This window comes from Williamsia sp. z71 (assembly GCF_059553375.1).
Map to the genome: position 1 here is coordinate 713,724 of NZ_JCANWX010000002.1, position 24,712 is coordinate 738,435.

General features: G+C 63.6%; 23 protein-coding genes. 15 read left to right on the forward strand and 8 right to left on the reverse strand.

The window, feature by feature from the left end; genetic code table 11:
• Positions 1-39 precede the first annotated feature (39 nt).
• Positions 40-1,371: a replication-associated recombination protein A gene (locus tag AC51GR_RS07480; RefSeq protein WP_496323955.1), complete on the forward strand. Its 1,332-nt coding sequence runs from the start codon at positions 40-42 to the stop codon at positions 1,369-1,371.
• 42 nt (positions 1,372-1,413) lie between these two features.
• Here the strand turns inward: AC51GR_RS07480 and AC51GR_RS07485 are convergent, their stop codons facing one another.
• Positions 1,414-2,913 carry a protein adenylyltransferase SelO gene (locus tag AC51GR_RS07485; protein ID WP_496323956.1) on the reverse strand — a complete coding sequence of 500 codons (1,500 nt, stop codon included), beginning with the start codon at positions 2,911-2,913 and terminating at the stop codon, positions 1,414-1,416.
• Between the two features lie 193 nt (positions 2,914-3,106).
• Here AC51GR_RS07485 and AC51GR_RS07490 point away from each other — a divergent pair, with 193 nt between their 5' ends.
• Entirely contained in the window at positions 3,107-3,880 is a 774-nt protein-coding gene (locus AC51GR_RS07490; RefSeq protein WP_496323957.1) for an SDR family NAD(P)-dependent oxidoreductase, read from the forward strand.
• Between the two features lie 21 nt (positions 3,881-3,901).
• On the opposite strand, the gene AC51GR_RS07495 is transcribed toward AC51GR_RS07490, so the two are convergent.
• Positions 3,902-4,252, reverse strand: a complete 351-nt coding sequence (locus AC51GR_RS07495; RefSeq protein WP_496323958.1) for a hypothetical protein — start codon at positions 4,250-4,252, stop codon at positions 3,902-3,904.
• 284 nt (positions 4,253-4,536) lie between these two features.
• Between AC51GR_RS07495 and AC51GR_RS07500 the strand changes: the two genes are divergently transcribed.
• The 6 genes from AC51GR_RS07500 (at position 4,537) to AC51GR_RS07525 (ending at position 9,776) form a co-directional block, all read left to right on the forward strand.
• On the forward strand, positions 4,537-5,844 hold the full coding sequence (locus AC51GR_RS07500) for a flavin-containing monooxygenase (RefSeq protein WP_496323959.1): 1,308 nt from the start codon (positions 4,537-4,539) through the stop codon (positions 5,842-5,844).
• Positions 5,841-6,854 (forward strand): bile acid:sodium symporter family protein, encoded by a 1,014-nt coding sequence (locus AC51GR_RS07505; protein ID WP_496323960.1) that lies wholly within the window; start codon positions 5,841-5,843, stop codon positions 6,852-6,854. Before AC51GR_RS07500 ends, AC51GR_RS07505 begins: the two co-directional genes overlap by 4 nt.
• The gene (locus AC51GR_RS07510; RefSeq protein ID WP_496323961.1) at positions 6,854-7,810 is read left to right on the forward strand and encodes an SDR family oxidoreductase; all 957 of its coding nucleotides are present in this window, start codon (positions 6,854-6,856) and stop codon (positions 7,808-7,810) included. The genes AC51GR_RS07505 and AC51GR_RS07510 overlap by 1 nt, the downstream gene beginning before the upstream one ends.
• A 137-nt stretch (positions 7,811-7,947) precedes the next feature.
• A complete protein-coding gene (locus AC51GR_RS07515) occupies positions 7,948-8,682 on the forward strand; it encodes a glycoside hydrolase family 16 protein (RefSeq protein ID WP_496323962.1) in 735 nt (244 codons plus the stop codon).
• A 392-nt stretch (positions 8,683-9,074) separates the two neighbouring features.
• Positions 9,075-9,587 carry a hypothetical protein gene (locus AC51GR_RS07520; protein WP_496323963.1) on the forward strand — a complete coding sequence of 171 codons (513 nt, stop codon included), beginning with the start codon at positions 9,075-9,077 and terminating at the stop codon, positions 9,585-9,587.
• Positions 9,588-9,614: 27 nt separating this feature from the next.
• Positions 9,615-9,776, forward strand: a complete 162-nt coding sequence (locus AC51GR_RS07525) for a hypothetical protein (protein WP_496323964.1) — start codon at positions 9,615-9,617, stop codon at positions 9,774-9,776.
• A gap of 24 nt (positions 9,777-9,800) precedes the next feature.
• On the opposite strand, the gene AC51GR_RS07530 is transcribed toward AC51GR_RS07525, so the two are convergent.
• Entirely contained in the window at positions 9,801-10,022 is a 222-nt protein-coding gene (locus AC51GR_RS07530) for a hypothetical protein (protein ID WP_496323965.1), read from the reverse strand.
• 799 nt (positions 10,023-10,821) lie between these two features.
• On the opposite strand from AC51GR_RS07530, the gene AC51GR_RS07535 reads away from it, so the two are divergent.
• Entirely contained in the window at positions 10,822-11,703 is an 882-nt protein-coding gene (locus AC51GR_RS07535; RefSeq protein WP_496323966.1) for an alpha/beta hydrolase fold domain-containing protein, read from the forward strand.
• Here the strand turns inward: AC51GR_RS07535 and AC51GR_RS07540 are convergent.
• The 3 genes from AC51GR_RS07540 to AC51GR_RS07550 form a co-directional block, all read right to left on the reverse strand.
• Entirely contained in the window at positions 11,678-12,838 is a 1,161-nt protein-coding gene (locus AC51GR_RS07540; RefSeq protein WP_496323967.1) for a lipid II:glycine glycyltransferase FemX, read from the reverse strand. The genes AC51GR_RS07535 and AC51GR_RS07540 overlap by 26 nt on opposite strands.
• 23 nt (positions 12,839-12,861) lie before the next feature.
• The gene (locus AC51GR_RS07545; RefSeq protein WP_496323968.1) at positions 12,862-13,932 is read right to left on the reverse strand and encodes an alkane 1-monooxygenase; all 1,071 of its coding nucleotides are present in this window, start codon (positions 13,930-13,932) and stop codon (positions 12,862-12,864) included.
• Positions 13,933-14,437: 505 nt separating this feature from the next.
• The gene (locus AC51GR_RS07550; protein WP_496323969.1) at positions 14,438-15,373 is read right to left on the reverse strand and encodes an aldo/keto reductase; all 936 of its coding nucleotides are present in this window, start codon (positions 15,371-15,373) and stop codon (positions 14,438-14,440) included.
• Positions 15,374-15,731: 358 nt separating this feature from the next.
• On the opposite strand from AC51GR_RS07550, the gene AC51GR_RS07555 reads away from it, so the two are divergent.
• The 5 genes from AC51GR_RS07555 (at position 15,732) to AC51GR_RS07575 (ending at position 20,819) form a co-directional block, all read left to right on the forward strand.
• Entirely contained in the window at positions 15,732-16,055 is a 324-nt protein-coding gene (locus AC51GR_RS07555) for a LysM peptidoglycan-binding domain-containing protein (protein ID WP_496323970.1), read from the forward strand.
• Between the two features lie 379 nt (positions 16,056-16,434).
• The gene (locus AC51GR_RS07560; protein WP_496323971.1) at positions 16,435-17,943 is read left to right on the forward strand and encodes a Mur ligase family protein; all 1,509 of its coding nucleotides are present in this window, start codon (positions 16,435-16,437) and stop codon (positions 17,941-17,943) included.
• 114 nt (positions 17,944-18,057) lie between these two features.
• Positions 18,058-19,488, forward strand: a complete 1,431-nt coding sequence (locus AC51GR_RS07565; RefSeq protein ID WP_496323972.1) for a cytochrome ubiquinol oxidase subunit I — start codon at positions 18,058-18,060, stop codon at positions 19,486-19,488.
• Positions 19,485-20,492, forward strand: a complete 1,008-nt coding sequence (locus tag AC51GR_RS07570; RefSeq protein WP_496323973.1) for a cytochrome d ubiquinol oxidase subunit II — start codon at positions 19,485-19,487, stop codon at positions 20,490-20,492. Before AC51GR_RS07565 ends, AC51GR_RS07570 begins: the two co-directional genes overlap by 4 nt.
• Before the next feature lie 147 nt (positions 20,493-20,639).
• Positions 20,640-20,819 (forward strand): hypothetical protein, encoded by a 180-nt coding sequence (locus tag AC51GR_RS07575; RefSeq protein WP_496323974.1) that lies wholly within the window; start codon positions 20,640-20,642, stop codon positions 20,817-20,819.
• A 31-nt stretch (positions 20,820-20,850) separates the two neighbouring features.
• Here the strand turns inward: AC51GR_RS07575 and AC51GR_RS07580 are convergent, their stop codons facing one another.
• Together AC51GR_RS07580 and AC51GR_RS07585 are read right to left on the reverse strand one after the other, a co-directional pair.
• On the reverse strand, positions 20,851-21,642 hold the full coding sequence (locus tag AC51GR_RS07580; RefSeq protein WP_496323975.1) for an SDR family NAD(P)-dependent oxidoreductase: 792 nt from the start codon (positions 21,640-21,642) through the stop codon (positions 20,851-20,853).
• Between the two features lie 164 nt (positions 21,643-21,806).
• Positions 21,807-22,436, reverse strand: a complete 630-nt coding sequence (locus AC51GR_RS07585) for a DUF1353 domain-containing protein (protein WP_496323976.1) — start codon at positions 22,434-22,436, stop codon at positions 21,807-21,809.
• A gap of 121 nt (positions 22,437-22,557) precedes the next feature.
• Between AC51GR_RS07585 and AC51GR_RS07590 the strand changes: the two genes are divergently transcribed.
• Positions 22,558-24,675 (forward strand): oxidoreductase, encoded by a 2,118-nt coding sequence (locus tag AC51GR_RS07590; protein ID WP_496323977.1) that lies wholly within the window; start codon positions 22,558-22,560, stop codon positions 24,673-24,675.
• Positions 24,676-24,712: the final 37 nt, after the last annotated feature.

Genomic DNA, 24,712 nt, shown 5'->3' on the forward strand with positions numbered 1-24,712 from the left:
GTGGCACCGTTGAGGGTTGATCAGGAACGAGGTTATGGCATGGAGCAGGACCCGCCGTCATTGTTCGAGGTGGACGATACCTCCCGACCGCTCGCCGACAGGCTCAGGCCGAGGGCGCTCGAAGACGTTGTCGGCCAAGACCATCTCCTCGCGCCGGACGCGCCGATCGGGCGGATGGTCGCCCAGCAGCGGCTGGTCTCGCTCATCCTGTGGGGTCCGCCAGGATGTGGCAAGACAACAATTGCCCGGCTCTTGGCGGAGCAGACAGACCTGGTGTTCGAGCCGTTGTCGGCAACGTTCTCCGGTGTCGCGGATCTGCGCAAGGTGTTCCTGGCGGCACAAAAGCGGCGAGAGGTCGGACAGGGAACGCTGCTGTTCGTCGACGAGATCCACCGATTCAACCGGGCCCAGCAGGACAGCTTTCTGCCGTATGTCGAGGACGGCACCATCGTGCTCGTCGGCGCGACCACCGAGAACCCCAGTTTCGAACTGAACGGCGCGCTCCTGTCGCGATGCCAGGTCTTTGTCCTCAGGCGACTCGATGAGCAAGCTCTCGAGGCGCTCGTCAGTCGCGCCGAGCAGCTCGTCGGCAGAGCGCTACCGGTCGACGCCGCGGCCCGCACCGCACTGCTTGCGTTGGCCGACGGTGACGGCCGCTACCTGCTCAACATGTGCGAACAACTCCTCGCACTCCCGGATGCGGCGCAGCCCCTGGACACCGCCGCGTTGGCCGCAGTGGTGCAAAAGCGGGCTCCGCTGTATGACAAGTCGCAGGAAGGTCACTACAACCTGATTTCGGCCCTGCACAAGTCGATGCGTGGTTCCGACCCCGACGCCGCGTTGTACTGGTTCGCCCGCATGCTCGACGGCGGTGAAGACCCGCTCTACATCGCCCGACGTCTTGTCCGGTTCGCGAACGAAGACATCGGCATCGCCGATCCGCAGGCGGTCCACCAGGCGCTGGCGGCATGGGATGTGTACGAACGCTTGGGTTCTCCGGAGGGAGAACTCGCGATCGCGCAGGCTGTGGTCTATTTGGCGACCGCACCGAAGTCCATCGCCGTCTACCGGGGTTTCGGTTCAGCCACCAAGGCGGCGAAGCAGACGGGTTCTCTCGCCCCGCCTCTCAACATCCTCAACGCGCCGACCAAGCTGATGAAGAATCTCGGCTACGGCAAGGAATACGAGTACGACCCGGACGCCGCCGACGGATTCTCCGGCGCGAACTACTTTCCGGACGGGATGGACCGGAAAACGTTCTATGCACCCACAGATCACGGTTACGAGCGGCACATCCGGGAACGTCTGAACCGATTGGCCCAACTGCGCGAGCGCCGGCAGTCATCAGGCGGGTCCGGCGACGACGCGTAGGTCCGTGGCGGAGAAACTCTCCACAGTGGCTCGGTCAATTGGTCAAGTACCGCAAAAGGTTTGGAATGACCGACCGAAATCCCCGGGAGCGGGGGTGGCGTAGTCGGACCACTCGTCGCGGCGGTCGAACGGATGTGTGACGACGTCCAAGAGCTTCTCGAACGGCCCAAGGTCGCCGTCGGTGGCCGCGCGCAGAGCGGCATCGAGGTGATGGTTGCGTGGGATGTACAGCGGATTGACGCGATCCATCGTGTCCGCGGTGTCGGCCGGGTCGCGGCCTTGTTCCGTCAACGCGGCGCGCCAGCGTTCCAGCCATGGCCCGGTCTGCTCGCGCGGCACGAGATTGTCGAGAGCCGAAGGGTTTCCGCGTAGTTCGTCGGCGAGCGCGCGGAAGGTCCCCGTCCAATCGGTGCCGTGTTGGTTCATCAGTGCCGGCAGGTCGTCGATCAGTGCTTGGTCGACTGGTGTACCGGCCAAGCCGAGCTTTGCTGCCATGCCCGCCGCGAAGTGACCGTGGTAGCGCTCGTCGAAGGTGTCGAGAACCGCCGACACCGCGGAGATCGCGTCATCCGGCGTGGAATCGACCAGAGTCAGCAATGTTTCGGCCAAACGTGCCAGATTCCACTTCAGGACAGCGGGCTGGTTGCCGAACGCGTAGCGGCCACCGTGGTCGATCGAACTGAACACCGCGGCCGGGTCGAACGCATCGATGAAGGCACAGGGTCCGTAGTCGATGGTTTCTCCCGAAATGGTCGTGTTGTCCGTGTTCATCACCCCGTGGACGAAACCGACGAGCATCCATTGCGCCACCAATGATGCCTGTGCCTCGACCACCGCCTCGAAGAACTTCAGATAACGACTGCTGGACGGCAATTCGGTCAGGTCCGGGTAATGGCGGGCGATGGCGTAGTCGGCGAGTTGCTGCACGATCTCGCCGCGGCGGACCGCATACTCGAAGGTGCCCACCCGCAGGTGACTGGCCGCGACGCGGGCGAGCACCGCGCCGGGTTCGGCACCGGTTCGCCGAACGTGCTGACCCGTTGCGACCACCGCGAGCGCGCGCGTGGTGGGGACACCGAGCGCGTACATGGCTTCGCTGACCAGATATTCGCGCAACATCGGACCGACAACGGCAAACCCGTCGCCGCCCCGGGAGAACGGCGTCGGCCCTGAGCCTTTGAGATGCACATCCACTCGATGACCGTCACTGCTCGTCAACTCGCCGAGCAACAGGGCCCGACCGTCCCCGAGCAGCGGTGTGTATCCGCCGAATTGATGGCCGGCATAGGCCATCGCCACCGGCTTGGCTCCGGCAGGCGCTGTTGATCCGGACAACACGCCGACCCCGTCTTCACTGCGCAGAGCCGCCACATCCAACCCCAGCGACGCCGCGAGTTGCTCGTTCAGGACGAGCAACGTGGGATCAGGTGCCGCGGCGCCCTGCCACGGCACGGCCAGGTCGCCCAGCTCGTCGGCAAAGGTGTTCTCGAGGCCGGCCAACACTGTGTTCGTGCCTGTTGCGGAATTCGGGATTGCAGCCATGATTCGAGGGTAACCACCGCGCGGCAAGCAGGGGAGAGCAGGACGAAAGGCCGTGGTCACCGGGATCTCTATCTGTCGCTCCCACGGCTTCGACCTCTTAGACTGCATAGTGACGTGGCCGTCGCCCGTCGCCACGCCTGGGCACACATTTCGGTTCTGCATTCACCTGAACACCAGTCGAAAAGGGAAGACGATGAGCCAATACAACGGTAAGACAGCCTTGGTCACCGGCGGAGCACGCGGTATCGGTGAGGCCACCGTCCGCGCCTTGAGCGCCGTGGGAATGAACGTCGTCGTCACTGACGTCCTCGACGACGAGGGTGCGGCGGTCGCCGCATCCATCGGACCCACCGCCTGCTACGAACACCTCGATGTCACCGATGCAGAGAACTGGCGTGATGTCCTGACTCGGAGTGCAGAGCGCTTCGGCACGCTCCATGCGCTGGTGAACAATGCCGGGATCGTGGATTTCGGGAACATCGAGGAGTTCGATCCGGACCGCTTCAGGCGGATCCTCGACATCAACCTCGTCGGCCCGTACCTCGGAATGCACTACGCGGCACCCTTTTTGCGCAAGGGTGGCGGTGGTGTCATCGTGAATGTCTCGTCGACCGCCGGACTCATGGGGTATCAGAATCTGGCCGGTTACGTTGCCAGCAAATGGGGTCTGCGCGGCATGACCAAATCTGCCGCACTCGATCTCAGCGACGGCGGAATCCGGGTCTGCTCAGTACATCCCGGACCCATCGCCACCCCGATGGTCGACGGCATGGACGAGTCGACGGCCGCAGGACAGCCCATACCCCGGTTCGGCCTACCTGCCGAGGTGGCCGCGATGATCCGATTCGTGATCACCGAGGCCACCTACTCCACCGGTTCGGAGTTCATCGTCGACGGAGGTGCCGCGATGGGCAGCGCTCCGACAGTCGATGCAGATGTCACCGCGGTGGAAGTCGCCGCCGGCTGACCACTGACGCCCCGGCCGGGATCAGTGGAGTGTGTCCAGGAACTCTGCGACGGAATGGGCAACAACGGTCGCCGCTCTGTCGTTGAGATGGATCTGGTCGGTCAAGAGCACCAGGCCGTTTCGCGCGGACACCGCATCCCACGAACGCCGTAGGAGTCGGTGGCTCAGGGTGGCCCTGATGATCGGACCGGTCTTTCCTTCGTATGGCGGCGGATTGTGGTCTTCGGGCAACAGTTCGACGAGGCGTCGGTGTATCGGCAGGCATGTCAGGCCACGGGCGCTCGCCATCTCGTGGATCGCCGCGTTGTAGGTGTCGACATGTTTGTTGATCGCGCTGGCACGATCCTCCCCGAGTATCGGTATCTCCAGCACGGCAATTCGTGCGTTGGTTTCCGAGGTGAGGCGTCCGAGGATCGCATCGACGCACTCGCGGTACCAATCGAGTGTCGGAGCCTGAGGGATTCCCGCCCGGGGTGTACTTCTGGCGATCGGTCCTGTTCACGCGGCCAACAGTAGAGGTCGCGGCCTTTTTCAGGGGCAGGTGAGCGCTCAGCGGCGCCGGACCCCCTCGATGGTGCACAATTTGGCATCGCGATCATCGCAGGGCGCGGCCGACTCCTGAGCCGCCGTCGACCGCTGAACAGTTGGGTGAGTGTGTGAACAAGAGGTACGCCATCATCGGCGCCGGACCCAGTGGGCTCGCGGCGGCGCGGGCGCTGCAATCGGCCGGGATCGCGTTCACCGGCTTTGAAGCCGCCTCCGGGGTGGGCGGGTTGTGGGACATCGACAACCCGCGAAGCACCGTTTACGAGTCGGCACACCTGATCTCCTCGCGAACCACCACCGAGTTCACCGAGTTCCCGATGGAGTGTGATGTCGACTATCCGGGCCACCGTGTGTTGCAGCGCTACTTCGAGGACTACGCGCACACCTTCGGTCTCGCCGATTCCTATGAGTTCGACACCAGGGTCGAACGCGCCGAACCGGCCGACGGCCGGTGGGCGGTGACGATCACCGGACCCGGCGGCGGTCGAACCGAACTCTTCGATGGCGTCATCGCGGCCAACGGCACCTTGGCCGAACCGAATGTGCCGAAGTTTCCGGGCACATTCACCGGTGAGGTCATGCACACGAGCCAGTACAAACGCGGTTCGCAGCTGTCCGGCAAGCGGGTGCTGGTGATCGGTGCGGGCAACTCCGGTTGCGACATCGCCGTCGACGCAGTGCATCACGCGGCTGCCGTCGACATGAGTGTGCGGCGCGGTTACTACTTCGTGCCGCGGTATCTGTTCGGCCGTCCGTCGGACACCCTCAACCAGGGCAAGCCGATGCCCCGCCCGATCAAACAGTTCATCGACGCGCGGCTCCTGAAGCTGTTCACCGGCGATCCGGTGAAGTTCGGTTTTCCCGAGCCGGATTACAAGATCTACGAGTCCCATCCGGTGGTGAACACACAGATCCTGCAGCATCTCGGCCAGGGCGACCTGGGTATTCGTGCCGACGTCGACCGGTTCGACGGCAGCACAGTGCATTTCCGTGACGGCCGCAGCGCCGACTATGACCTGGTCCTGCTGGCCACCGGCTACCGGCTCGACTACCCGTTTGTCGACCGCAGCGAGCTCAATTGGACCGGGGATGCCCCGGAACTGTTCCTCAACATCTTCCCGCCGGCAGTGTCCGGCCTGTTCGTGATGGGCATGGTCGAGGCGTCCGGGCTGGGCTGGCAGGGACGGTACGAGCAGGCCGAGCTGATCGCGGCCTATCTCCACGCGGTCGAACACGATCCGGGCAGCGCCGAGGCTTTCAGGCGCCGCGTCCGCGAGCAGGAATGGCCCGATCTCACTGCGGGCTACCGGTATCTCGGACTGGCCCGGATGGCCTATTACGTCAACAAGGACGCGTACCGCAGTGCGGTGCGGGAAGCCACCGCGAATCTCGCAGCGGGCCTGGGGGACAGGCGATGACCGCCGTGGCCGCCGAGATCGACGAGGTCACCGTCAACTTCTCGCAGGGTTCACTGACGTTGCTGAGCGTGGTGCTGGCATTCATCATGCTCGGCATCGCGCTGGATACCGCACCGAAGGACTTCCGGGTCGTCGCCACTCATCCTCGACCGTTTGTGATCGCGATCGCCGCCCAATTGCTGGTGCTGCCGGCGATCACGTTTGTGCTCACGCTGATCTTGCCGGTGACCGCGTCGATGGCATTGGGTATGTTGTTGGTGGCCTGCTGCCCACCGGGCAACATCTCTCAAGTCCTCACCCATCGCGCCGGAGGCAATGTGGCGCTGTCGGTGTCGATGACGGCGGTCAGCAACCTGATCTACATCGCCGCGATGCCGCTGAGCATTTCGTTCTGGGGGTCACTGCACCCCGAGGCCAGTGACCTGCTGACCGACGTGCGTCTCGAGCCGGTCAAGATGCTGGTCGAGATCGCGCTGGTGATCGGAGTGCCCTTTGCGGTGGGACTGACCCTGCGCGCCGCCTATCCGCGGATCGCGGATCGGGTGCAACCTTTCGTGAAATGGGTTGGCCTGCTGGCCTTGGTCGGCTTCATCGTGGCCGCACTGCTCGGCAACTGGAATGTCTTCGTCGCACATCTGGGCATCATCCTCGTCGTCGTGGCGATCCATGATGCGGTGGCGCTGGCCATCGGCTGGAGTACCGCCGCGGTCGGTGGGTTGGGAACCCGTGAGCGCAAGGCGATGACGTTCGAGGTTGGGATCCGCAACGCCGGTCTCGGGCTGGGCCTGGTGATGACCTTCTTCGACGGTCTGGGCGGCATGGCCGTGGTGGCCGGATGGTGGGGCGTGTGGGACATCATCGCGGGTCTGATCCTGGCGACGCTGTGGGGACGACACACTCGGCGTAAAACCGGTTCGGACAAGGGGGATGCCACCGGACGGTCCGCAAGGGAACAGCGGAGCCGGGGACTCTCGGTCGACGGTGACCCAACTGATCGGGGGGTGTCGTGATGACGCGTGTTCTGGTGACCGGTGGAGCCGGCTTTCTCGGATCGGTGGTGGTGCGTGAGCTGGTGGCCCGCGATGACGTCGAGTTGGTGGTCGCCGGCGACCTTCGGATCCCGGACCATCCACGGCCCGGCGTGCTCGACGTCCTCTGCGATGTCACCGACGCCGCGACGATCGAACCGCTCTTGCGTGAACACGAGATCGACGTCGTGGTCCATCTCGCTGCCATCGTCAATCCGGGCCGGGACACCGAGCTCGAGTACCGCGTGGATGTGATCGGCAGCCAAAACGTGGTGCGCGCCTGCCAGGCGGCGGGGGTTCGGCGCATCGTGGTGTCGAGTTCGGGGGCGGCATACGGCTATCACGCGGACAGTCCGGCCTGGATCAGTGAGGACACGCCGGTGCGCGGCAACGACGAGTTCCCGTATTCCAAGCACAAACGGATCGTCGAGGAGATGTTGGCGCAGTCCCGCGTCTCCCACCCCGAACTCGAACAGGTCGTGTTCCGGATCGGCACCATCCTGGGTCCCGACGTCGCCAACCAGATCACGTCACTGTGGGATGGGAAACGCATTCTGGCCGTGCGGGGTTCGGATTCACCGTTCGTCTTCGTCTGGGTCGACGACGTGGCCCGCGCGATGGTCCGGGCAGCTACCGATGGCCCGGCCGGTATCTACAACGTTGCCGGTGACGGTGCGCTGACTGTTGCGCAGATCGCCGCGCGACTCGGCAAGCCGCGGTTGACCCTTCCGGCGCCGGTGCTGGCGGCCGGTCTCTGGGTCGCTCGCGCACTGCGCCTGACCCCGCACGGGCCGGCCCAGGTCCGCTTTCTTCGCTATCGCCCGGTGTTGGCCAACGGCAGATTGAAAGACGTATTCGGATACACCCCGGCCCATACGTCCGCACAGTGCTTCGAGGCGTACCTGGCGTCCCATCCGGGTGTGGAGCGCGCCCATTAGCCGATCGTCGATCCTCCTTGTACACGGACCGGGGGTGATCCGGTGGGAGCAACGAAAAGTAATGTCTTTCTCACGGGGGGATTCTCGGAAAGTCTTGGAGGCTGACGGATATGGCTGGCGTGCGCACACTTCGACACGTGGCGGGAGTGGTCGCTGGACTCATTCCCCTGTGGCTGGTCACGGTGACACCTCCGACGGCCATGGCGCTGGGCTCGTCGGAATCACCATCTTGCACGACGACCGCTGCCGCCCAACACGGATGGGGCGCCGCGGAGCACGCCGACGACTTCGACAGCGCCGCATCGCTGGACCGGTGGGCCCTCTACGACGGCCCGGGCCACGACAACAACGGGCGGCGTACCCCCGATGCGGTCAGTGTGTCCGGCGGAAGTCTGGTGATCACCGCCGACACCGCCGGGAATTCCGGTGGGCTGGCACCGAAGTGGGGCGGCCGTAAATACGGGCGCTGGGAAATCTGTGCGCGGTCGACGATCGCCGGTCCGGCGTGGACTGCAGCGGCACTCCTGTGGCCCGATGCGGAGGATTGGCCGGCGGGCGGCGAAGTCGACTTCATGGAGATCTCAGACGGGACGCGGCAGACGGCCAGCTACTTCCTGCACTACGGTCCTCAAAACGGGCTCGAGCAGCATCACACGATCGTGAACTCGTCGCAGTGGCACAGTTGGGCCGTCGAGTGGACGCCACAACACATCAAGGTTTTCCTGGACGGAAGGAACTGGGCCACCAGCTCCGATGTCGACCGGCTCCCGCCGCGGCCGATGCACCTGACACTGCAACTCGACAACTTCGGCGGTATCACGTTCCCGGCGGGGCAGATGTTCGTCGAGCGGGTCGCCGAGTACGGAATCTAGCTCAGCTTGTCTGGCCACTAGTCCTGTACAGCAACAGCTTTCGCGTGTTGCACGTCTCTTGGCGGAAATGTTGCAGTCAGTGGATCAGAGTGCTAAAACGGATCTTGCAGAGACTGGTCGCCCGCCAGGGTGGCGGCCCGCGAGTGATCGAGGAGGTGCCTATCGAGTCAGCTGATGGAGTCCTAGGTCCCCACCTGATCACGGGTTGGCGGCCTTTCGAGACAACTACTCATACTGAGTCGCCGAGAGGCGACTGACCCTTTACCGCAGGTGGTGTCGCCCAGTTGAATTTCTAGGCGGCACCACCTTGGACTGTCACCACACGAACAATGGCTGATGTGAGTGGTGCTGAACTGCCTGCCGGTGTGGTGGATGGAGAGAGTGAGAGGAGCATGACGGCTTCATTCCGTGAGCCGACCGGTGTGATGCGGCTCAAAGGCACTCCCAACTTGTGGTTTACAGACCCGATCGCGCGGTGGCGTCCTACCGAAACGTCCGGTACAGAGGATGTGACCCGGTGGGCTTACGATGACGACGACCGCATCTGGATGACGACGGTCTCGACGCATTCCTCAGCCGAACCCGATGCCGATCCAATCGAGCGCCGACTGTACCCCGGACTGCTACTGGAGAACTCGGTGCAAGCGGTCCGAGACTCGAGTGATCATGATCCATTCCCGTGGGACGTGGCGGACGTGATAGCCAATCCTGGTCCGCCAGAAGATTATTTACCGATACTCGGCCGCGGCCGCATGGTCGTCAACGGGCGCCTGTATCTGGGCACGACCGTCCAGGTCGATAGCAGCATCTTCGTCGCGAGTGTGGTCGACGGACTCTGGGTTGGGGCATTGCAGCCGCGCGGCCGCCACCACCCGAAGTTGAATCTCGAGCTTCCCATGGTGTGAGAAGCGTCCACCCGAAAGGAGAGAAACATGAGCCACGACCCCTCGTCGTTGCCCTGGACATCGCCAGTGCTGCACGCTGATACTCGTCTGCGCGATGAGGAGCCCGGCCCAGGGTGGATGGGATGGTTGACCGTGGTGGCGGTCCTCGCCGGGCTGGCCTCGCTGCTGATATTCGGTATACCGAACTGACCACGGCGTTCCGGATCGAGCTGACTATCGGGCGGTGGAATGGCGGCTCAGCCACGTTGCTGCCCCGATAAGACCGACCAGGAAGCCGGCTACCGGCATCAGCGGGACGAGGTAGTCGTATTGCGCGGATGGCCAGTGACCCGGTGAATTGCTGGACTTGAATTCGTGGGCTACCTGGTAGACGACCGCGGTCAGCGCCGCACCGGCGAACGTGCATACCCCGACGGCGGACGCTGCGTCGACCACGCCATCCTGACCAGCGATTTCTTGATCATGCAGGCGCGCTGTCTTTGCTGCGAATCAGTGGCCCTGTGCACCAACAGCTTTCGTGTGCGGCGTGTCCCGTGGGGGGATTGTTGCAGTCAATGGGTCAGGGTGCTAAAACGGTTCTTGTAAGTGACTGGTCGCCCGCCAGGGTGGCGGCCCGTGAGTGATATAGGAGGTGGCTTATCGAGTTCGAGCCTTCGAATATTGCCAGTTCCATCGAACCCGTATCTAGCTGACGAGCGAGCGTTGACCCGCGTTACCTGTGGTCATTGTCATCGAGCTCGTGTCCGAGGCTGTGGTGTTCCCGACCTTGCTGTTTGAACGATGTCGAGGAGGTGCCTATCGAGTTAGCTGATGGATTCCGTGGTCCCCACCCGATTCGTGGGTTGGAGACCTTGGAGACAACCACCGCAGAGTCGCCGAGAGGCGGCTGACCCTTGACCGCAGGTGGTGTCGCCCAGTGACTTTCCTGGGCGGCACCACCTTTGACAGCTACGACAAACGATTATTGCTGCGTCTAGGCCTCGACGAGCCGACGCCTGGCCGGATCGCCACCTCGTACCGAAGCGAAACCCAAATACGCCGACATCAGGAGCGACAGCTCAATCGGGGGCGCGTTTGAGTGGTGGAGGCTCGAAGCGCCGTGTGATATCCCTCACGCAAAAAGTCTGATCATCCCTGGCCTTGCATCGTTGTTCACAAAACAACCGATGGGTGATACCGAAAACTCTGTATCAACGTCAATTGCCGGTGCGCCAGCTGGGTACGATCGTCACAGATGAGCATTCAGATGCAAGTACTCGGCGCCGCGTTACGGCTCAAGAGGCTGTCGCGGACCGGTATTGCCGAGCAGGCTCGCCGGCACATCGACCGGCCCAAAGTCCCCGCGGAGCCGCCCGCCGCGATGTACGCCACGCATTCGGTGACGCGTCGGTGGCACGAGAACTTTCCGAGTTACTGCGTCACCGCACGCGATGTCACCCCGATCACCTCTGTGCTCTATCTCTACGGTGGGGGATATGTCAACGAGATCAGCACGCAGCATTGGCTCCTGATCCGACGCCTGGCCGACGCCGGGATGCGTGTCGAGGTACCGATCTACGGGCTGGCACCACGCTTCAACCATCACGACGCGCTTCCTTTCCTCCTGTCGGTGTACGAGCGGTGGACGACGGAGCATCCAGACACACCCCGGGCCTTGATCGGCGACTCCGCCGGCGGAGGACTGGCTTTGCTACTGGCACAGACTGTCCGGGATCGTGGCCTGTCCCCGATGAGCCGGTTGATCCTCATCTCTCCGTGGCTGGATCTGTCTCTGAGTAATCCCGATATCGCCGGCCTGGAGCGTCACGACCCGTGGCTGAACAGGATCTCGCTCGACATGGCTGCCCGGGCCTGGGTTCCCGACAGAGAACTCACCCACCCTTCGGTGAGTCCGCTCTACGGAGAGCTGGGAGGACTGGCACCGACCGAAGTGCACATCGGCACCCGCGACATGCTCTACCCCGACGCGTTACGATTTCATGCGCGGGCCACGGCCGCCGGGTCGGTGGTCGAACTGAACACCTGCCACGCGGGTCTGCACATCTATCCGTTGACGCCGACTCCCGAAGGTCGGGCGGCCACGCGTGCCATCATCGATTCCCTCCGAGCCGCATGATCGGCTTTCGGCGCAGCCACACGTAATCCGGGTTCGGTCGCACCGGACGTCCGCGCAGGCGGTTCAGCAGTGGCGACTGGTCCACCCGGCCCGCGGATATCTCGAGTTGCCGAATGACCCAGGCGCGCCAGGGCCGTACCGCAATCTGGTAGGCGCCGAGGTAGTCCGTGATCTCGTTGCTGAATGCGGTCTTGAATTGACCCACCCCGTGGCGCGGATGGGAGTCGTCGGCGATGGTCGCCGACGACGGTGTCCCATCGAGGTCGTACCGCTCGCATCCCTGCTCGCGGGCCCAGCGCATGATCTCCCATTGCAGGGCGTACGACGCTCGGCTTCCCCCCAACCCGCAGAAGTTGGGGTCACCTGGACGCTTCCGAACCGAGCCCGCGCCGAGATAGAGCGCGTTCGTGCCGAACGTTGCGACGAATGCGCCGACGACGACCTCACCGTCGTGCCGGGCAAGGAACAGTTGACCGTGACCGGAGGCCTCGTACCGTTGGAACAGGGCGGTCGAAGTCGCCAGATCAGGGATGGCGAACCGGCCTCCGCTGGTCGCGTCGAGCATCTCGTAGAGCACCCGACAATTGTCGTCGGTGGCCGGAACGCGATCCACGGTCGCACCCTCCTGGATTGCCCGCCGGATCGATTTGCGGGCCCGCTTCTTGAAACGGGCTTGAACATCCGCTTCAGAACCTCGCAAATCCACGATGACGGTGCTGTCGTCGAGCCAGGTCGGTACACGTGCAAACCCCTGTGCGCGAAGCAGTTTCTCATCGTCCGGGTTCGCTTTCAGTTGAGAACGGACCCGCACCGCGGTGATTCCGTTCCGCGCCCCGAATGCTGCCACTGCACGGGAGGCGCGAATCAGCTCGTGAACGTCGGCGACGGGGGGTCCCAACAACACCCACAGTGCGCCGGCGAACGGCACGTCCACCCGGAAGGCGGTCACCGCGAAGCGGTCAACCACCAGATAGACCGGCGTTGCGCCCTGCAGGACCATGCCATCGATGTTGGCGCTGCTGCGGTAGACGGTGCCCTCGTCCGGGCTCTGCAGGATCAGTTCGTCCCACCTACGGATCTCGTCCTCGGTGGCGAAACGCACCTCCGTTGACTCGCCGATTCGGGGTTCACGCACGGGGGGAGTCCGTCGCACGACCGTCACCGGGTCCACCTTTCCGAGCTGTCGGCAAACGTGGCCGCGTAACGGCGCGCGAGCATTTCGGCCTTGGGCGGGTGCACGTTCACCCGGGTGAGGTCGCCGCCGTAATGCGCCAGTACGCGGGGATCCATGACCTTGCGCCACAATGGCGGGAATACAGCCAAAAGCACCATCAAGGCGTAGCCGGCAGGGAACTGCGGGGCATCGCTGCAACTGCGCAGGGTTTGGTACCGACGACCGGCGCGCGCGTGGTGGTCCGAGTGCCGCTGCAAGTTCAGCAAGACCAGGTTGCTGACCACATGATCGCCGTTCCAGCTGTGCTCAGGACGCACTTTCCCCAGCCTGCCGTCCGGGCCCGGCGCCCGCAGCAACCCGTAGTGCTCAATGTAATTCACCGCTTCGAGAACCAGCATGCCGATGAACGCCTGCAGTAGGAACCACGGCGCCACGGTCCAACCGAACACGACGACCACGGCGATGAGGAGGGTCAGGCTCACCGACCACGACTGCAGAATGTTGTTGCGCCAGTCCCAGAAACGGCGCCCTTGCCGGTTTAGTCGCGCCGCCTCCAGCTGTACTCCCGAGGTCAGGCCCCCGACCAGCGCACGTGGATAGAACTGCCACAAAGACTCGCCGAATCGCGCGCTCGCCGGGTCCATGGGCGTAGCGACCCGAACGTGGTGGCCGGCGTTGTGTTCCACGTAGAAGTGGCCGTAAAACGACGGTGCCAGCGCAATCTTCGCGAGACCCTGCTCGAGCTTCTCGTGTTTGTGGCCCAGCTCGTGCGCGACGTTTATCCCGATCGCTGCGCTCATTCCGAGTGTGATCGAAAGGCCCACACGCTCACCGGTTGTCATGGGCGCATATGCCAGGCACCAAAAGCCGAAGAACAACCCGGCGTATTGAAGTGGGACGAAAACGTACGTACATCGTCGGTAATACTTGTCCGCCGACAGCGCCCGCACAGCATTATCCGGCGGGCCATCGTGATCCGGCCCCCACAGCAAGTCGAGAAGCGGGACGACGACCAGCAGCAGGTAACCACCAAATCCCCAGAGCACACCGGACACACTGTGTGCGAGCAACCAGGCGAGGAAAGGACCCGCGGGCACAACGAGGCACAGCGGCCATAGGTAACGCTTCGAGTCCTTCCAGGGAGGAACATCCCTCACATCTGGGCCTTTGCCGTCACTGTTGTGCCGAGCGTGCGACAGCACAGAGTCGCCTCGGCTGCTGCGATCGTCACACGCATCCATCCCCGCGGATTCCTTCCGTGGCGCTGTAAAACTGACATGCGGCAACAACTCGATTTCCCAATATCAGGTATCGAGTGTGCCCGCGGGGGTCATGTTTTTCAGTCCGACTGAACCAGTTCACAAATGTATGTTCTCAATAGCCGTCGGTAACGTTACTCGGAGCTTGAGAGTTATTTCCAGTGAAAGATCGGAAGCCGGGGTATTCGGTTGTTACATTTTGCTTTTTGCGCAGCTATCGAGTAATGGAGTGAAGCGAAAAAACATCAGACCATTAATAATGGTGCGGTGGCATTGGTGCAGAGTTGTGAGGGAGCGGGTTTCAGCGTGCCGACGAGATGCTGTCGAGCCGATCTAGTTCAGGTGCAGTCAAAGTCAGGTCGGTAGATGCGAGCAGCGCATCGAGTTGTTCCGGGATGCGGGCACTGGCGATGGGTGCGACGATCGTCGGTTGCTGCCGCGTCCACGCGAGGGCAACGGTCGCGATGGCGACGTCATGGGCCTGTGCGATGGTGTCGAGTTCGTCGACCACCGCGAGCCCGGCGGCGCTGAAGAATCGGCCGGCCAATGGCCCGCGATCGGTTCCCTCGAGGTCTGCTTCGGTTCGGTACTTGCCGGTGAGAAATCCACTGGCCAATGCCCAATAGGGAAATACGGCGAGGTCGAACTTCTCGGCGAGAGGCCTCATGCCTGCCTCGAAGCCCTCACGTGCCAGCAAACTGTAGTTGGGCTGCAGGGCAATGGGCTTGGTGAATCCGTTGTCCTCGCACACCGTCAGCCACTCGGCCACGCGCTCGGCGGAGTAATTCGAGATCCCGACATGGCGGACCTTTCCCGACTTGACCAGGGCATCAAACGCGGCGATCGTTTCGACCAGCGGTGTTTTCGGATCGTCGTAGTGCGCGAAGTAGAGGTCGATGTAGTCGGTGTTCAGGCGGGTCAGTGAGGCCTCCGCGGCCCGGGCCACGTTGTCTGGAGCCAGACCAAAGGCGTCCTCTCGCAGCCCGACTTTGGTCGCAAGTACAACATCGTCACGCCGTTGCCGTTTCTGGAACCACTGGCCGAGGATTGTTTCCGAGTCGCCGTCTGGCTTACCTGGCCGTGTGTAGCTGTCTGACGTGTCGATGAAATTGCCGCCTGCTGCAACGTAGCCGTCGAGCACCGAGAAGGAGGTTGCGGGGTCGCTGGTCCAGCCGAAGGTGTTGCCACCCAGGGTCAGTGGGTAGACATCGAGATCCGAGGTGCCGATACGCGTCATGTGTGTGTTCTCCGTTATTTGATGTGGTCGATCTGCGCGGGCATGGAGCGGGCTGTATCCAACGGCTTACCGAGCTGTGCAGAGAATGGCACGCCGGCCTGCATCGCCGATCGAATGGGGTTCCGGCCTGGTAAGCGCCAAGAATTGTGTTCTGAAATTTCAGAATATCATTGCCGCCGGTCGGGACATCGCGCCACACATTTGCAGCCTCGATCACGCTGTTACCCGTCGTCGCGCGTTCCGGGGCCGGGTATTCGGGTAGCGGGCTACCCGTGACCGGGGACGGCGGCCCGAACACGATTGATGACGCGCGTACCGCTCACGGGCGTCGCGGAAATCGAAGACGAGAGGAATGATCATGGCCAAGAAGTACAAGGTGACTTCAGGAGACACGTTGTCGGCATTGGCAAAGCGCTTCTATCGCGATGCCGGCCTGTTCGAGGTGATCGCGATCGCGAACAGCCTGCCCGATCCGGATGTCATCAGGATCGGCCAAATCCTGATGATCCCGGGACTGACCAAGAAGTACAAAGTGATTGCCGGTGACACGCTCTCGGCATTGGCGGACACGTTCTACGGAGACAGCTCGATGTCCGAGCTGATCGCGGCAGCGAATCACATCTCCGATCGAGACTTCATCGAGGTCGGTCAAATACTCCGGATGCCGGATCTCGACCTCTGAACCGACGAGTTGCGTTCAGCTGCGAGGTGCCCGCGGTCTTCGCCGGCGGCTCTGTTCGAGGACGGTGCCCGTCAATGCGCCTCTCGGCGATAGGCCGCTCGTAGCGGCGGAGGGTAGGACCCGGGGCAATGAACCGGGCACCGTCGATTGCTTCAACTGCCGCCCCAGCACGGTTATTCCAACCGGACATGTATCGCATTTGGTGTCCTGCGTCACGGGCAGTCGAGTGCCGGCAGCCGGGCGACTGTGGTTTGCGTCCCTTCGACCCGGGGTATCGCTCGCTGATGAAACGGCTGGTTCCATCGCATACACGCTGCGTGAGCGTCTGTGGACCGGTCGACTTCAGACAGCGGACCGCACCTGCACGGGTGAGCGCGCGATGAGCCGATACGCCGGGCGTTCGGTCCCGGGTCCGGACGGCAGTGAAGGGATCACCGTGTCCGCCGTGGCCCGGTTTCTCGGTGCTGAACTGGTTGGCCGGCCGGGGGATGGTCGTGTGGTGGTTCGGGACGTCGGTGACGACTCGCGCACGCTGTCTCCGGGTGATGCCTATGTCGCCTTCAGTGGAGACCGATGGCATGGGCTGGAGTTCGAATTCGAAGCCCGGGCCGCCGGCGCGGTGGTGGTCATCAGCGATCGCCCCTCGGCGGTGCTGCCGAGTGTGATCGTGGAGGATCCGCGAGCGGTCGTCGGGCCGCTGTGTGCATGGTTTCATCACACCCGCACTGCCGACCTTCGAGTATTCGGAGTCACGGGTACCAACGGAAAGACCAGCACCGCACACTTTCTGGACGTCGGGCTCGAGGCCGCCGGAGAAACGGTCGGTTTGATCTCGGGCGCCCGGATCAGGGGACCCGGCTGCGATCTGGTCCCCGAACGCACGACACCCGAAGCGACGACACTGCACCGCACCCTGGCTCACTTTCGCCGGGAGGGAGTCACCGCCTGCGCGATGGAGATCTCTTCTCACGCCATCGATCAGCGTCGAATCGACGGCATCCGGTACCGGGCGATGGCCTTCACCAACCTGGGCCGTGACCACCTCGATTACCACGGCACGATGGAGAACTATTACGGCACCAAAGCGAGCATGTTCACTCCCGAGCGCACGGACCTCGCGGTGGTGAACGTCGATGATTCCTACGGTGCCCGCTTGGCGACCTCCGCAGCCACCGAGGTCTGGACGTGCGCGACCGGTGACCGCGCCGCTGACGTGTACGCCGACGGGATCATCTCGACCGCAACGGGTTCTGATTTCATGGCGTGGACGCCATATGGGAGGGCTCCGGTTCGGTTGCAGGCGTTGGGGCCGCATCAGGTCGGCAATGCGCTGGTCGCTCTGACCATGCTGATCGCAGAGGGCGTGGACATTGACGTTGCGGTGGAAGGCATCTCGTCGCTGCATGCGATACCCGGGCGGTGTGAGCCCGTCCACGCCGGCCAATCGTTCACCGCCATCGTCGATTACATGCACAACACTGCCGGACAACAAGCGCTGCTGCCGTATTTGAGGTCGCTGGCCACCGGTCGTCTCATCGTGGTGGCCGGCGCCACCGGGGGCCGCGATCGCGGCAAGCGGCGGCCGTTGGGCCGGTACGCCGCAAGCCAGGCCGACCTGCTCATCGTCACCGACGAAAGCCCGGAAGATGAAGACCCCGCAACCATCAGATCAGAGGTCCTGGCCGGTGCCCGCCAAGCCCACCATGCTCGCGTGGTCGAAGAACCCGACCGACGAACGGCCCTCGATCTGGCGGTGGCGGCCGCGGGGCCGGGCGATGTGCTGGTGGTGGCCGGCCGCGGGAGCGACACCATTCAACGGTTCGGCGCGAACACCGCCTATTTCGATGACCATGCGCAGCTCCACCACGCCATCGCCGGGAAGCGGTGATCCTCGAAAGAGGGCTGTTTCGCACCGCTGTTTGGAGGAGAATGTCGAGAGGAACTCGGTAGCTCTACCACGATCGTGATCATCCGATAGCCACGTTCGAGCATGGGACCAGCGATGATCGTTGAAGTCATGTCGATGTTCGATGTTGCGTCGGGCGGCGAACCGCCCGGCCTGCTGCCCGCTCGTCAGCAGATGGCGGTCTCGCTGGGTTGGCACATCATTCTGGCCTGCTTCGGTGTGGCGTTTCCGTCCATGATCTACGTGGTTCACAGACGTGGCCTGGTGCGTGATGACCCGGTGGCCCTGGGCCTGGCCAAACGGTGGGCGAAGGTATCAGCGGTCCTGTTCGCCATCGGTGCGGTCTCCGGCACTGTTCTCAGTTTCGAGATGGGGTTGCTGTGGCCCGGCCTCATGGGTCGGTTCGGTGACGTTCTGGGGTTGCCATTCGCTTTCGAGGGACTCTCGTTCTTTGTGGAGGCGATCTTCCTGGGCATCTACCTCTACGGCTGGGATCGGATGCCACCACGCCGGCATTTGGCGATGCTCATCCCGATGGCGATAGCGGGCGTTGTCGGGACGTTCTGTGTTGTCTCGGTCAACGCATGGATGAACAATCCCACCGGTTTCCGGATCGTCGACGGAGTGGTCACCGACGTCAACCCGTGGCGCGCGATGTTCAATGACGGTGTTTGGCTGCAGTTCCTGCACATGTGGGTGGGCGCGTTCATGCTGGTCGGCCTGGTGGTGGCCGGTGTGTACGCCGCGGGGATGTTGCGCGGACGTACCGATCGGCACCACCGTCTGGGTTTCACGATCCCGTTCACCTTCGCGTCGGTTGCTGCGATCGCACAACCGTTCATCGGCCATTTCCTGGGTATGCGCGTCAACGACAGTCAACCGGCGAAACTTGCCGCATTCGAACTGTCGCCCACGCCCGAAGGACCCGCGCCGCTGCGCCTGGGCGGGTTGTGGATCGATGGGGAAGTGCGCTGGGCGTTGGCGATCCCGCGCCTCGGCTCGATCATCGCGCGCAATTCACTGGACGCTCCTGTCCCTGGGCTCGACCAGGTACCACCCGATGACCTGCCACCGGTCAATATCACGCACCTGGCGTTCCAGGCGATGGTTGGCATCGGAACGCTTTTGGCGCTCTCCGTGGTGCTCTACTGGCTGTTTCGCTGGCGAAAGAGCGACCTCCTCGACAACCGCTGGTTCCTGCGCTTCGCGGTGGTAGCCGGTCCGCTGTCCATCATTGCGCTCGAGTGCGGCTGGATAGCCACAGAGGTAGGTCGCCAACCGTGGACGGTATGGCAGATCCTCCGCACCACCGACGCCGCGAGTAGGAGTAGTGGGTTGTGGTGGAGTTACGGCGGAGTTCTGGTGATCTATCTCGGGATGACAATCGGCGCGTTCGTCGTCTTGCGATCGATGGCCAGACGTTGGCGGGCAGGCGAAAACGATCTGCCCAGCCCATACGGACCCGCAGTTCTGTCCGGAAGTGAAGGTGCGGACGACCCGGGCGAGGCCAAGGAAGCAGTGCCATGACACTCGCCGATGTGGTCGCTGTCGCGCTTTTCGTCGGAGTGATCGCCTACGCGCTCTTTGGTGGCGCCGACTTCGGTTCCGGCTTCTACGATCTCACCGCCGGCGGCAGTCGTGGCGGTAGCCAGTTGAGGACGTTGATCGACCACAGCATCGGACCGGTCTGGGAGGCTAACCATGTCTGGCTGATTTATGTGCTGGTGATCTGGTGGACCGCATTTCCGGCCGCGTTCGCGGATACGATGACAACACTGTTCATCCCGCTTGCTCTGGCTTTGGCGGGGATCGTGCTGCGTGGGGCGGCGTTTGCGTTCCGAAAATATGCGGAAACCCTGGCGCAGGCGCGATTGTTCGGCGCCATCTTTGCGGGCTCATCGCTGATCACCCCGTTCTTCCTCGGCGCCGTCGCCGGCAGTCTCGCCTCGGGTCGCGTACCTGCCGGTGGCTACGGGGATCGGATCAGTTCATGGGTCAATCCGACCTCGCTGATCGGCGGGGTCCTGGCCGTTACAACGTGCGCATTTCTCGCCGGTGTGTTTCTCACCGCGGACGCCGCCCGGGCTGGAATCGACGACCTCGCCGAGCAACTTCGTGCTCGGACCCTTGTGGTCGGTGTGGTCACGGGTGTGGTCGTCTTTGCCGGCCTCTATCCCATCCTGGAGGACGCGCCCACCCTCAGCGACGGACTACTCGGTGCCGCAGCACCCTTGTTGGTGTTGGCGGCCGTCGCCGGCTTGGCAACGGTGTATCTGCTCTATCGACGGAGATATTCGCTGGCCAGGCTCCCAGCTGCGTTGGCTGTCGGGTCGGTGGTCGCAGGCTGGGGTGTCGGACAATATCCGTGGATGCTCGTCGATGAGATCACCATCGACGAAGCTGCCGGTGCCGATGCCACGTTGGTCGGGCTCCTCATCGTTGTTGCGCTGGCCGCAGTCATCGTCGTACCCGCTCTCGCTTACCTGTTGTGGTTGACGCAGACACAACGTTGGACCGAACCCGAAGGCTGACACGCCGCGCGGAAGAACGGGGAGGTGGCTCTGGGCCGCGCGCCGGCGGGTTTCCTTCAACGTGGGGCTGGGTAGGAATCAGGTACGTGAAAACGCACGTGATGCCGCTCGTCCCGGTAATTCGATGCTGGAAGGTAGGGAGAGAAATTGGCTGAGAAGGACCGTGCAACACAAAGTACTGACTTGGAAAAAACGGTGGACGACCTGGAAGAAAAGCACGTCAGCGCCCCGGATCCAGAACAGAAGATAGACCCCTCATCTGCGACCCATGAGGGCACCGACGATATCGCCGACGATCGCGCCGGCAACAGCGAACCCCCGGACTGACTGCGTCCGTCGGCGGCCGATCCGGCTTGGGCTATCGCGGCCGTGCCAATACTCGATGCGCCGCAGCCTTGGCGACATCAGGTAGGACGGAATCGACGGCGGCCATGGTCTTCGACAGCAGCGAACTTGCCACGATCTTCCGCTGTCCGTCCTTGAGTGCCCGATATCCGGCTTGGGCAACCGCGGCGGGATCGTCTTTGTTGCTTCGCCCCAACAGGGTGTTGTCCAACCCGGCCCGATGGAAGAAGTTGGTCTCGGTCGGCCCGGGCATCAGGGCTGTGACCGTCACATTCGTGTCGCTGAGCTCGCTGTGGACGGCTTCGGCGAACGACTGGATGAACGACTTCGACGCGTTGTAGACGGCCTGGTAGGGCCCGGGCATCGTGGCGGAGATCGATGAGGTGATCAACAGTTCGCCTTCGTCGCGTTCGACAAAATCGTCGAGGATCAGTTTGGCGAGGTGCACCGTGGAACGGACATTGAGGTCGATGACCGACAGGAGGTCGTCGAGCTGGGCGTCGGTGAAGCTCTGACTGTGCCCTATGCCGGCGTTCAGCGCGGCAGCGGCAAGTGGTCTGCCGATCCCCTTGACGGTGCTGAACAGCTCGATGACCCCGTCTTCGGTTCGGAGATCGGCGATCAACGGCGTCACCTGGGTCGCGTCGGTTGTGAGTTGGTCGGCGGCGGTCTCGATCTTCGTGGTGTCGGACGTGATGATGAGGTCATAGCCGTCAGCAGCGAACAGTCGGGCGAGTTCGTAACCGATCCCGCTCGACGCGCCGGTGATCAGGGCCAGGGGCTTCGTGGAGCTGGTCGGCGTCATCGCGCTGCCTCCATCCGGGTCACGATGTCGGGCATACGGGACCTCCGTCGTGCTCAGGTGCAGGTGGGTTCAACCGACATACCCATAGGCGGCGAGCAGGAAACCTCTGCCCAGCCGGGGCCGGCACGAGGCACTGTGGACACCGGACCTCAGATGATGGCAGCTCATGTGTGACTGGTGAAGTGCGGTCTGTTGAGTTCCTTCTCGGGGGTGCGGCCCAACGCCCTCGCCGCGAATCGGCCGGTGCCCAGCACCGCCCACGCCGTCACCTCATAAACAAGGAACAGCAAGTAGGACAGGGTGATGGCGACGACGGGCGCCAGCAATACCGGTAGCGCGACGACGGAGACCACCAGCACCAGCGGAGCATCCCGCCACCAACCTTCCAGCCCGCCGGTGCGGAACTGGGTGATCGAACCCCACCGCACGCCCGCCCACATCACCCAGCGATGCACGAACGGGACGCCGTCCTCGCGCATCACGCGGCGGAAAATTCCGTCGGCATCGCGCCAGGGAAAATCGGTCTTTCGTGCGCGCTCCGCCAGATGATCATGCAGAATCGCCGCCCGCGTGTAGCGACCGTAACGCGGCAGGAACCAGGCGAAAACTCTTGGTACGGAGGCAAAATCAGTCTGAAATCCGGATTCGACGCAGAAGTGCTCGCCGCGTCCACCCGTGTACTCGATGGCGCCGACCGTCTTCCAGAATTTCCAGGGATCTGAGTCGGTGATCAGCTCTCGCTCCTGGGCGGTCAGCTGACGGACCGTGATCGGCGTCGCCGGGGTCGAGGCCATGGTTCCACTGTGGCACCGTCCTTTTGTCGGCGCGGCGATTCGGTCTGATCCCGGACTCGACAAGTCTCGGTGATCGGGAACGCGGTCACGATCGGGTGCCGTCGAGTTCTACTGTCTGCGGGTGACGATCCGAAGCCAGACCTTTCCGCACCTCCTCGCACCAGGCACCATCGGCCCGATGACGGTTCCGAACCGGGTGGTTCTCCCGGCGATGGACATGAACCTGTGCGACGACGGGGAGATCGAACAGGGCGACATCGACCACTTCGTGGCCCGGGCAGCCGGCGGAACCGGGCTGATCATCACCGGCTGCTGCGCTGTTGCCTACCCGGTCGGGTGCGCGAGCACCAAGGAGCCGGGTCTGTCCGAGGATCGGTTCATTCCGGGACTCAAAGCACTGGCCGACGCCATCCATGCGACCGGCAGCAAGTTGTGTGTGCAGATGACGCACCACGGCAAGGTGGCACGAATCGACACGATCGACGAACGGCCGCTCCTGGTGGCCTCGCCGCCGGATGCTCCGCGGGACATGTCCGCGTTGGCGGACAACACGCCCGAAGAGCTGAAGAAGATGGCTGCCGTATCCGGCGGCAAGCAGGCCACTTATCACGAAGCCACCCAGGACGACATCGACTGGCTGGTGCGCTGCTTCGCGGAGGCAGCGGGCCGGGTGCAGGCGGCCGGCGGTGACGCTGTCGAGATCCACTGCGCGCACGGCTACGTCCTCGGTGGGTTCTTGAGCCGCGCCGACAACAAGCGTACCGACGGCTACGGCGGGTCCCTCGAGAACCGGGCACGGTTGGCGTGCGAGGCCATTCGGGCGGTCAAGGCAGAGGTCGGGGACTCGCTGGCGATCATCGTTCGAGTTGCCGGACGAGAATTCGGTGAGGACGACGGTCTGACCACCGAGGAGGCCTCGCAGGCTTCTGCGTTGTTCGAAGCGGCAGGCGCCGACGCCATCCATGTCACCGGCTGGGGCCGTAACCCGTTCTCCAACTTCACCGATGGGCCGCTGCCGGACAAGGTGGGCGCCTACACGGACCTGGCGGGTGAGGTGAAAAAGGCCGTGTCGGTTCCGGTGATCGCCGTGGGTCGCGTGCTTCCCGAGGTCGGCGAGAAAGCGCTGGCGGACGGTAAGGCCGATTTCGCTGCGATGGGCCGACAGTTGCTGGCCGACCCGGATCTGGTGTCCAAGCTGAAGGCCGGTCTGCCCGAGCGTATCCGTCCCTGCATCAATTGTTATGTCTGCGTTCAGGAAAACTTCTGGGACGGCACGCCACTGTGTGCGGTCAACCCGGCACTGGGCAACGAGACCTTGCTCCCGTTCGTGCGAACGGCCACACCCAAGCATGTGGTTGTCGTCGGAGCGGGTCCGGGCGGCCTCGAGGTCGCCCGCGTGGCCACTGAACGTGGACACCGGGTCACGTTGCTGGACAAGTCCGATCGTCTCGGCGGAACCCTGTGGTTCTCGAGCCTGACGACGCCGGACAACCAGCGCCTGCTGAGGTGGCTGAAGGTGGAGGTAGAGCGCCTCGGCGTCGATATCCGTTTGAAGACCGAGGCCACGGTGGCGTCGATCCAGGCACTCGATCCGGACGTCGTTGTCCTGGCCACCGGCGCTGTCCGTGACCGACCCGGGGTCCCCGGCGGCGATCTGCCACACGTACATACCGGGGATACCCTGCGCGCGTTGATGACCGGGTCCGGTGACGTCTCCCAGGTGCCGTGGTTCCTGCGGACCATGGGCCGGCTGGGCAAACTTTCTGGCATCACCAAGAGCCCCGCGGCGATCAGGACCGTCACCCGCAAGATCCTGCCGATGGGCCGGGACGTCGTGGTGATCGGCGGTTCCCTGGTCGGACTGGAACTTTCGGAGTTCCTCGCCGACCGGGGCCGGAACGTCACGCTGCTCGAAGAAGGGGCACAACTGGGCGTACCGATGGCGATGCCCCGGCGTTGGACCGCTGTTCGGCACGCGAACGAAATGGGCGTGACGATCCACCGCAACGCCTCGGTACAGCGGATCACGAAGGCGTACGTCGAGTTCCGCGTCGGTGACAAGACGATGACGGCACCGGCCGACATGGTTGTCGTGGCTTCGGGCGTCTCGGCGCAGGCGCCACTTGCCGACGCACTGGTCGGTTCGGTACCTGACGTGCACGTCGTCGGTGACGCGATGAGTGTCGACTACATCGAGGGCGCGATGCACACCGCATGGAAGGTCGCGACGGCCCTGTAACCCGATGATGTGCCCTTCTGGCGACGCCCACCTGGGC

Bases quoted from the DNA above. Each gene is read 5' to 3' on its own strand.
- AC51GR_RS07480 (WP_496323955.1), top strand. From the start codon at position 40: ATGGAGCAGGACCCGCCGTCATTGTTCGAGGTGGACGATACCTCCCGA.
- AC51GR_RS07485 (WP_496323956.1), bottom strand. From the start codon at position 2,913: ATGGCTGCAATCCCGAATTCCGCAACAGGCACGAACACAGTGTTGGCC.
- AC51GR_RS07490 (WP_496323957.1), top strand. From the start codon at position 3,107: ATGAGCCAATACAACGGTAAGACAGCCTTGGTCACCGGCGGAGCACGC.
- AC51GR_RS07505 (WP_496323960.1), top strand. From the start codon at position 5,841: ATGACCGCCGTGGCCGCCGAGATCGACGAGGTCACCGTCAACTTCTCG.
- AC51GR_RS07510 (WP_496323961.1), top strand. From the start codon at position 6,854: ATGACGCGTGTTCTGGTGACCGGTGGAGCCGGCTTTCTCGGATCGGTG.
- AC51GR_RS07520 (WP_496323963.1), top strand. From the start codon at position 9,075: ATGACGGCTTCATTCCGTGAGCCGACCGGTGTGATGCGGCTCAAAGGC.
- AC51GR_RS07525 (WP_496323964.1), top strand. From the start codon at position 9,615: ATGAGCCACGACCCCTCGTCGTTGCCCTGGACATCGCCAGTGCTGCAC.
- AC51GR_RS07535 (WP_496323966.1), top strand. From the start codon at position 10,822: ATGAGCATTCAGATGCAAGTACTCGGCGCCGCGTTACGGCTCAAGAGG.
- AC51GR_RS07550 (WP_496323969.1), bottom strand. From the start codon at position 15,373: ATGACGCGTATCGGCACCTCGGATCTCGATGTCTACCCACTGACCCTG.
- AC51GR_RS07555 (WP_496323970.1), top strand. From the start codon at position 15,732: ATGGCCAAGAAGTACAAGGTGACTTCAGGAGACACGTTGTCGGCATTG.
- AC51GR_RS07560 (WP_496323971.1), top strand. From the start codon at position 16,435: ATGAGCCGATACGCCGGGCGTTCGGTCCCGGGTCCGGACGGCAGTGAA.
- AC51GR_RS07565 (WP_496323972.1), top strand. From the start codon at position 18,058: ATGATCGTTGAAGTCATGTCGATGTTCGATGTTGCGTCGGGCGGCGAA.
- AC51GR_RS07570 (WP_496323973.1), top strand. From the start codon at position 19,485: ATGACACTCGCCGATGTGGTCGCTGTCGCGCTTTTCGTCGGAGTGATC.
- AC51GR_RS07580 (WP_496323975.1), bottom strand. From the start codon at position 21,642: ATGACGCCGACCAGCTCCACGAAGCCCCTGGCCCTGATCACCGGCGCG.
- AC51GR_RS07585 (WP_496323976.1), bottom strand. From the start codon at position 22,436: ATGGCCTCGACCCCGGCGACGCCGATCACGGTCCGTCAGCTGACCGCC.